General features: G+C 71.1%; 1 protein-coding gene. It reads right to left on the bottom strand.

Annotation, left to right across the window (positions count from 1 at the left end; translation table 11 throughout):
• Positions 1 to 9654, bottom strand: a 9654-nt coding sequence (locus AB0D46_RS37870) for a type I polyketide synthase (protein ID WP_362884568.1), incomplete at both ends; no start/stop codon positions are given.

Here is a 9654-nt window from a genome sequence, read left to right on the forward strand (position 1 = left end):
ACCCCACCCGGGAACCGGCAACTCATCGCCACGATCGCGATCGGATCGTCATCGACGGCCGTCACCGCCCCCACCACCGGACCCGCGATCTCCGCACGGGTACCGAGGAGTTCGTCCCGCAGGAAAGCGGTCAGCGCGGAAGCCGTCGGGTAATCGAAGATCAGCGTCGCGGGCAGGGTCACACCCGTCACCGCCCCCAGCCGATTGCGCAGTTCAACAGCGGTCAGCGAGTCGAATCCCAGTTCCTTGAAGGCACGGTCGGCGCCGACGGTGTCGGCATCGGCGTGACCCAGGACCGCAGCGACCTGCGCACGGACCAGGGCGAGCAGTTCGCGCGCCAATTCAGCCGCACCGAGACCGGCGAGTCGTTCGGCCGGTGAACCGGCCTTCTCGGTCCGCTCGGCGGCGGTGGAAGCGGCGACCCGGGTCTGCGCCAGCTCGGCGAAGAGGTTGCTGGGACGTACGACGGTGAACGCGGGCTCAAAACGCTCCCAGTCCACGTCCGCGACCAGCAAAGCCGCATCGCCCGAGGCCGACACACTCTGCCGCAGCACAGCCATCCCCGTATCCGGAGCCATCGGCGGCAGACCCTCGCGACGCATCCGCGCGTCCATCGCCTCGTCCGCCGCCATCCCGCCCTCGGCCCACGGGCCCCAGGCGAGGGAGGTCGCAGGCAGACCGGCAGCTCGGCGCTGCTCGGACAGCGCGTCCAAGTAGGCATTGGCAGCCGCGTAGTTGGCTTGGCCGGCGGAGCCGGTCATGCCGCTCATCGAGGAGAAGAGCACGAAAGCAGAGAGCTCCATGCCCAACTCGACGGTCAGTTCGTGCAGGTTGAGGGCGGAGACCGCCTTGGCCCGCAGTACGGACTCGAACCGGTCCGGCGTGAGGGCGTCGAGGACGCCGTCGTCCAGGATCCCGGCGGTGTGGACGACGGCGGTCAACGTGTCGGCCTCCGCGGCGAGGAGGGCGCGCAGGGAGTCGCGGTCGGCGGCGTCACACGCCACCACCGACACCTCCGTACCTGCCTCCACCAATGCGGCGGCGAGCTCAGCAGCCCCGGGGGCGTCCATGCCCCGCCGGCTGGTCAGCACCAGACGCTCGGCACCCGCCTCGGCCAACCACCGCGCGATCCGACCGCCCAGCGCGCCGGTACCACCGGTCACCAACACCGTCCCGGACGGGGCCCAGGACGGCTCGCCCTGAACGGCGGCGGCACGGACCAGACGGCGTCCGAAGACCCCGGAGGAACGCACCGCGACCTGGTCCTCACCATGGGCGCCACCGGCGAGCACACCCGCCAGGCGGCCCATCGCCCGCTCGTCCCACACCTCGGGAAGGTCGACGAGACCACCCCAGCGTTCGGGCGCCTCCAACGCCGCCACCCGACCCAGACCCCACACCTGCGCCTGAACCGCCGACACCAGCCGATCCGAACGACCCACACTCACCGCACCGCGCGTCACGCACCACAGCGGTACCCCTACCTCGGCGTCTCCCATGGCCTGCACCAGGGCTGCCGTGCTGAGCACGCCCCTGGTTTCGTCCAGGGCGAGCAGCGACACCACACCGGCCGCCGAGCCGGCGTCGGCGACGGTCTCGGCCAGCAGTCCGGCCAGCGCGGCCCGGTCCGTGCCGGTCCCGACCACGATCCTGCGCACCTCGGCGCCTCGCCCGGTCAGCGCGCCGACCACGGCCGCGTCGTTGGGGCCCTCGGCAGGCACCACGAGCAGCCACGTACCCGACAGTCCCGCACGGGTCACGGAATCCTTGAGCGGCTTCCACGACACCCGGTAGCGCAGGGCGTCCACCTCGGACCGGGTCCGCAGGCCGCGGCGCCACGCCGACAGGGCGGGCAGGGCCGGCAGGACGGTGTCCCGGGCGTTCTCGTCGTCCAGGTCCAGTGCGGCGGCGAGCGAGTCCAGGTCCCCGCGTTCCACCGCCTCCCAGAACCGGGAGTCCACGTCGTCCGCGGCACCCTTGCGGGACGCCGTCGGCATCTCCAGCCAGTAGCGCTGCCGTTGGAAGGCGTACGTCGGCAGCTCCACGCGCCGGGCACCCGCACCGGCGAAGAACCTCGACCAGTCCACGTCCGCACCCCGTACGTGCGCCTGGGCGACGGCGGCGACCATCGTCTCGGCCTCGCCGCGCGTCGCGCGCAAGGCCGGAACGAGGACGGCAGTCGTGTCGGCGGTCAGGCAGTCCCGCGCGAGCGCGGACAGGACACCGTCGGGGCCGAGTTCGACGTACGTCGTCACACCCGCGGCCTCCAGGACCCGGATGCCGTCGAGGAAGCGCACGGCTTCGCGGACGTGCCGGACCCAGAAGTCCGCCGAGCCCATCTCACCGTCGGCGACGAGGGCACCCGTCAGGTTCGACACGATCGGGATGCGCGGCGTCGCGAACGACAACCCCTCGACCACCCGGCGGAAGTCCTCCAACATGGCGTCCATGTGCGGCGAGTGGAACGCGTGACTGACCGTGAGCCGCTTGCTCTTGCGACCGACGAGCGACTCCACCACCGCAATGGCAGCGTCTTCGTCACCCGCGATCACCACCGACTGCGGGCCGTTGACGGCCGCGATGCTCACCCGGTCCGTCAGCAGCGGCAGGACCTCGTCCTCCGAAGCCTGAACGGCGATCATCACGCCGCCGGCCGGCAGCGCCTGCATCAACCGACCACGCGCCGCGACCAACGTGCACGCGTCGTCCAGCGACAGCACACCTGACACATGCGCGGCGGCGATCTCACCGATCGAATGCCCGCAGAGGAATTCCGGCTTCACACCCCACGACTCGACCAGCCGGAACAGCGCCACCTCGACCGCGAACAACGCCGGCTGCGTGAACCGCGTCTCGTCCAACAAGCCCGCATCCGACCCGAAGAGAACGTCCCGCAGCGGCACTTCGAGATCCAGACGCGCACCCACGGCGTCGAGAGCCTCCGCGAACGCCGGGTACGTGTCGTACAGTTCACGCCCCATGCCGAGGCGCTGGCTCCCCTGACCGGTGAACAGGAAGGCAATCTTCCCGCCGACCGGTGAGCCTTCGATCAGCGTGCCCGTCGATCGCCCTTCCGCCAGTGCGGCGAGACCGGTCAGGAGTGCGTCGCGGTCCGTGGCGATGACGGCCGCGCGGTCCTCGAAGGAGGCCCTGCCCGTCGTCAGCGACCACGCGACGTCGGTCGGCCGCGCGTCCGGCGTGGCCAGGACGTACGACTGGAGCTGACGCGCCTGCGCCTGGAGTGCTTCCGCACCCTTCGCCGAGAGGACCCACGGCACCACCGGCAGCGGCGCATCCGCCTCTGCCAGCGGCTCGACCTCAAGCACGGACGGCTGCTCGATGATGGTGTGGGCGTTGGTACCGCTGATGCCGAACGAGGACACACCCGCACGACGCGGACGACCCGTCTCCGGCCAGTCCAGGGCCTCCGTCAGAAGACTGACATCGCCCGCCTCCCAGTCGATCTGCGACGACGGCGCGTCCACGTGCAGCGACTTCGGCAACACGCCATGACGCATCGCCATGATCATCTTGATCACACCGGCCACACCCGCCGCCGCCTGCGTGTGCCCGATGTTCGACTTGATCGAACCCAGGAACAACGGCCGACCCTCGGCGCGCTCCTGCCCGTACGTCGCGAGGAGCGCCTGCGCCTCGATCGGGTCCCCCAGACGGGTACCCGTACCGTGCGCCTCCACCGCGTCCACATCCGCGCCCGACAACCCGGCACTGGCCAGCGCCTCACGAATGACCCGCTGCTGCGAAGGCCCGTTCGGCGCCGTCAGACCGTTGCTCGCACCGTCCTGGTTGACCGCCGAACCCCGCACCACCGCCAGCACCCGATGCCCGTTGCGCACGGCATCCGACTGCCGCTCCACGAGCAACATGCCCGCGCCCTCGGCCCACCCCGTGCCATCCGCACCGTCCGCGAAGGACTTGCACCGACCGTCGGAGGCCAGACCACGCTGACGACTGAAGTCGATGAACGTCTCCGGCGTCGCCATGATCGCCACACCACCGGCCAGCGCCATGTCGCACTCGCCCTGCCGCAACGCCTGGATCGCCCAGTGCAGAGCCACCAACGAAGACGAGCACGCCGTGTCCACCGTCACCGCCGGCCCCTCAAGCCCGAAGGCGTACGAGACGCGACCCGAAGCGATGCTGCCGGAGATACCGGTGCCGAGATATCCCTCGACTCCCTCGGGCAGCGCTTCGCCGTTTCCGAAGCCACTGGCGTAGTCGTGGTACATGACGCCCGCGAACACGCCGGTACGCGTCCCGCGCATCGACGTCGGGTCGATCCCCGCACGCTCGAACGCCTCCCACGACGTCTCCAACAGCAACCGCTGCTGCGGATCCATGGCGAGGGCCTCGCGCGGCGAGATCCCGAAGAACGCCGGATCGAACTCCGCCGCATCGTGCAGGAACCCACCCTCACGCGTGTACGACGTACCCGCGTGATCCGGATCCGGGTGGTACAGCCCCTCCACGTCCCAACCACGGTCGGTCGGGAAGCCCGTGATCCCGTCGCCGCCCGTGGCAACGAGCTGCCACAGGTCCTCCGGCGTCCGCACACCACCCGGGAACCGGCACCCCATGCCCACGATCACGATCGGGTCGTCCATGACACCGGTGACCGGGCGGGTCGGCGCCATCCGCTGTCCACGTCCGGCGTCCTGGTCCCCGAGACCGGCGGTCACGGACAGCTCGCCCAGCAGATGACGGGCCAGCGCGACCGGAGTGGGGTAGTCGAAGATCAGTGTCGGCGGGAGCCGCAGGCCGGTCTCCGCCTTCAGCACGTTGCGCAGTTCCACAGCCGTCAGCGAGTCGAAACCAAGATCCCGGAACGCCCGCTCGGCATCCACCGCCTCAGCACCCGTGTGACCGAGCACCGCGGCCACTTGACCGCACACCAGCTCCAGCAACACGCCCTCGTGCTCCGCGACCGGCAACCCGAGCAACCGCGCCACCAGCGGCGAGGACCCGACATCAGCCGCCCCACCCGCACGCCGCTCGACCATCCGCCGCGCCGGCACCCGCACCAACCCACGCAACAACGCCGGCACCGAACCCGACGACACCGCCTGCGCACGCAACACCGACACGTCCAGATGCATCGGCACCAACACCGCCGCATCGAGTCCCATGGCCAGGTCGAAGAGCCCAAGCCCCTCGTCGGCAGCCAGCGCAGCAACGCCGTCCCGTGCGATACGCCGCAGATCGACCTCGTCGAGGGTCGCCGCCATTCCGCTGTCACTGCCCGCCTGCGGGGCCCACAGACCCCAGGCGAGCGCGGTGGCCACAAGACCCTCGGCGCGACGCTGCTCGGCCAGCACCTCCAAGAAGGCATTGGCCGCCGCGTAGTTCGCCTGCCCGGCCGCACCGAACGCCGCGGCCGCACCCGAGAACAGGACGAACGCCGAGAGGTCCATGTCCCTGGTCAACTCGTGCAGGTTCCACGCCGCGTCCACCTTCGGACGGAGCACTGTCGCCACCCGCTCCGGGGTCAGCGAGGCCAGCACACCGTCGTCCAGCACACCTGCGGTGTGCATCACGGCCGTGAGCGGATGCTCCGCCGGTACGAGGTCCAACAGGCGGGCGAGCGCGCCCCGGTCGGCGATGTCGCAGGCGACGAGGTCGACCTGCGCGCCCAACCCGACCAACTCGGCGACCAGTTCTTCGGCTCCCTGCGCCTCCGGACCGCGCCGGCTGGTGAGCAGCAGCCGCCGCACCCCGTACGCGGTCACCAGGTGGCGGGCGAACAACCGGCCCAAACTGCCCGTGGCACCCGTGACCAGCACCGTGCCCGACGGGTCGCCCAGGCTGATCCGGGCCTCGGAAGCAGCGGCCACGGACGGCACGCGCACCAGACGCGGCACGCTGACCACACCATCCCGGACCGCCAACTCCGGCTCACCGGACGCCAACGCGGCGGCAAAACCTGCCGCCGACACCCCGTCCACGTCCAGCATCACGACCTGGCCCGGGTTCTCCGACTGCGCCGACCTCAGCAGACCGCGCACCGCGCCACCCGCCAGATCCCGCACACCCTCCCCCGCGCCCACGGCCACCGCACCCGACGTCACCCACACCAGACGCGTACCCGCGAACCGATCGTCGCCTAGCCACCCCTGCACCAACTCCAGCGCGCCGTTCACCGCCGCGTGGACGGAGCCCACGGTGTCCCCGGCGAGCGATTGCACGCCCGGCAGCACGAAGACCGCGTCCGGGACCGGCTCCCCCGCGTCCAGCGCCGTACCCAGCGCGTCCGCGTCGGCGTACACGGTGACCAGCGCACCCGTGCCGCCCAAGCCGAGCTCATCGCGGCCCAGGACCGCCCAACGAAGGCCGCTCGGGGCAGCCACGATCGGCGCGGGCACCCACGCGACACGGAACAGGGACTCGACATGGCCACCGGCAGCGGCGTTGACCTGCTCGGCCGAGGCCGGCCGCAACGTCAACGACTCCACCGCCGCCACCGCCCGCCCGAACTCATCCGCGACCAACAACCCCAACGTGTGCGGATCCTCCGCGGACACCGGCGTCAACCGCATCCGCAGCGCCGAAGCACCCCCCGCGAACAACGAAACACCGGACCAGGAGAAGGGCAGTTGTGCACCTGCCCCGGTCGCAGCGGGGTCACCGTGGCCGATGGCGTGCAGGCCCGCGTCGAGCAGAGCAGGGTGCAGACCGAACCGCGCCGCGTCCCGATGCCCGTCCTGCGGAAGTACGACCTCCGTGAATAGCTCGCGCCCGCGCCGCCAGGCGGCCTTCAACCCCTGGAACAGCGGTCCGTAGGCCATGCCGTCACCGGCGAGGTCCGCGTACAGCCCGCTGACGTCGACCGCGACGGCGTCGACCGGCGGCCACACCGCCAGCTCACCGAAGTCGGCCGCAGTCTCCGATCCGGCACCCACGGCCAGCACACCGGACCCGTGACGCGTCCACGACTCCCCGGCGAGTGCGTCCTGATGCCGGGAGTACACGGCGAACGCTCGGCTGCCGGAGGCGTTCGGCGCCTCGACCACGAGCTGGAGGTGTACGCCACCGTGCTCCGGCAGGACCAGCGGAGCCTCCAGCGTCAGCTCCTCGACCACATCGCAGCCGACCTGGTCACCGGCCCGAACCGCCAGCTCCACGAAGGCCGTGCCCGGGAGCAGCACCCCACCGTGGATCGTGTGGTCGGCGAGCCAGGGGTGCGTGTCCAGCGACAACCGGCCGGCGAGCAGTACGCCGTCCGAGTCGGCGAGGGTGACCGCCGCGCCGAGCAACGGGTGGTCGGCGTCGCCGAACCCGATCGCCCCCGGGTCACCGGTCGCGTACGCGACCTCACTGGGCCAGTACCGCTGTCGCTGGAAGGCGTACGTCGGCAGGTCGACGCGTCGGGCGCCCGTCCCCGCGAAGAACGCCGACCAGTCGACGTCGACACCGTGGACGTGGGCCTGGGCGAGGGCCGTCGTGACGACCTGGTCCTCGGGGCGGTGCTTGCGGAGCGCGGGCAGGAAGGCGGCGTCCTGCGTCACGCACTCCTGCGCGAGCGCGGACAGCACGCCGTCCGGGCCGAGTTCGACGTACGTGGTCACCCCGGCGGCTTCGAGAGTGCGGACCCCGTCCAGGAAGCGGACCGCTTCGCGGACGTGCCGAACCCAGAACTCGGCCGATCCCATGTCGTCGGTGACGAGGGCGCCGGTCAGGTTGGAGACGATCGGGATGCGCGGCGTCGCGAACGACAACCCCTCCACCACTTGGCGGAAGTCCTCCAGCATCGCGTCCATGTGGGGCGAGTGGAAGGCGTGGCTGACGGTCAGCCGCTTGCTCTTGCGGTCGGTGAGCGAGGCGACGATCGCCTCCGCCGCGTCCTCGTCGCCGGCGATGACGACGGCCTGCGGCCCGTTGATCGCGGCGATGCTCACCCGCTCCGTCAGCAGCGGCAGGACCTCGTCCTCAGACGCCTGAACGGCGATCATCACCCCACCGGACGGCAGGGCCTGCATCAGCCGGCCGCGCGCCGCGACCAGCGCACAGGCGTCGTCCAGCGAGAGCACGCCCGCCGCGTGCGCGGCGGCGATCTCACCGATGGAGTGACCGGACAGGAAGTCCGGTCGCACACCCCACGATTCGAGCAGCCGGAACAACGCGACCTCGATCGCGAACAACGCCGGCTGCGTGAACCGAGTTTCGTCGAGCAGGTCGGTGTCCGACCCGAACAGGACGTCCCGTAGCGGCAGTTCCAGCAGCGCGTCCATGCGGGCGCAGATCGCGTCCAGCGCGTCGGCGAACACCGGGTAGGCGTCGTACAGTTCGCGGCCCATCCCGAGCCGCTGACTGCCCTGACCGGTGAAGAGGAACGCCAGCTCACCACCCGACGCGGCACCCTGGATCAGGCCCGGCACGGAGTCCCCCGCGGCAACGGCTTCGAGCCCGGCGAGGAATGCCGGCCGGTCCTCGGCGAGAACGACAGCGCGACGGTCGAGCATGGACCTCGACGTGGCCAAGGAGTAGGCCAGGTCGTGCGGTTCGAGCGATTCGTCCGACGCGACCCACGCCGCCAGCCGCTCGGCCTGCACGCGGAGGGCGGCGTCGGTCTTCGCCGACAGGATCCACGGCAGGGTGCCGGGAACTTGCCGCGGGACGGCCGTCGACTGCTCGTCCAGGACTTCGGGAGCCTGCTCGATGATGGTGTGCGCGTTGGTGCCGCTGAAGCCGAACGAGGAGATGCCCGCGCGACGCGGCCGGCCGGTCTCCGGCCAGATCCGCTGTTCGGTGAGGAGCTCCACGTCGCCCGCGGTCCAGTCGACGTGCGGGGTGGGCTCGCCCACGTGCAGGGTCTGCGGAAGCACCCCGTGCTGCATCGCCAGGACCATCTTCATCACACCCGCCACACCGGCCGCGGCCTGCGTGTGCCCGATGTTCGACTTGATCGACCCCAGGAACAGCGGCTGGTCCTCGAAACGCTCCTGCCCGTACGTCGCCAGCAGCGCCTGCGCCTCGATCGGGTCCCCGAGCACCGTGCCCGTGCCGTGCGCCTCCACCGCGTCCACCTCGGCCGCCGACAGACCCGCACCGGCCAGAGCCGCACGGATCACCCGCTGCTGCGACGGCCCGTTCGGCGCCGTCAGACCATTGCTCGCACCGTCCTGGTTGATCGCCGAGCCACGAATCACCGCCAACACCGGATGACCGTTGCGACGGGCGTCCGACAGCCGCTCCACGAGCAGCATGCCGACACCCTCGCCCCAACCCGTACCGTCCGCCTCGGCGGCAAAAGCCTTGATCCGACCATCGGCCGCCAGCCCGCGCTGCCGACTGAAGTCGATGTACGCCCCCGGCGACGACATCACCGTCACACCACCCGCCAACGCCATGCTGCACTCACCGTTGCGCAACGCCTGCACGGCCCAGTGCAACGCCACCAGCGAGGCCGAGCACGCGGTGTCCACCGTCACGGCCGGACCCTCAAGCCCGAACGCGTAGGAGAGGCGGCCGGACACCACGCTCGCCGCGTTGCCCGTGCCGAGGAATCCTTCGATTCCCTCCGGGATCACCTGGAAGGTCGAGTCGTAGTCCTGGCCGTTGGTTCCGACGAAGACGCCGGCCTGACTGCCCCGCACAGCGGCCGGGTCGATACCCGCCCGCTCGAACGCCTCCCACGTC

This window comes from Streptomyces sp. NPDC048383, assembly GCF_040651775.1.
In the GTDB taxonomy this organism is placed as follows: Bacteria; Actinomycetota; Actinomycetes; order Streptomycetales; family Streptomycetaceae; genus Streptomyces.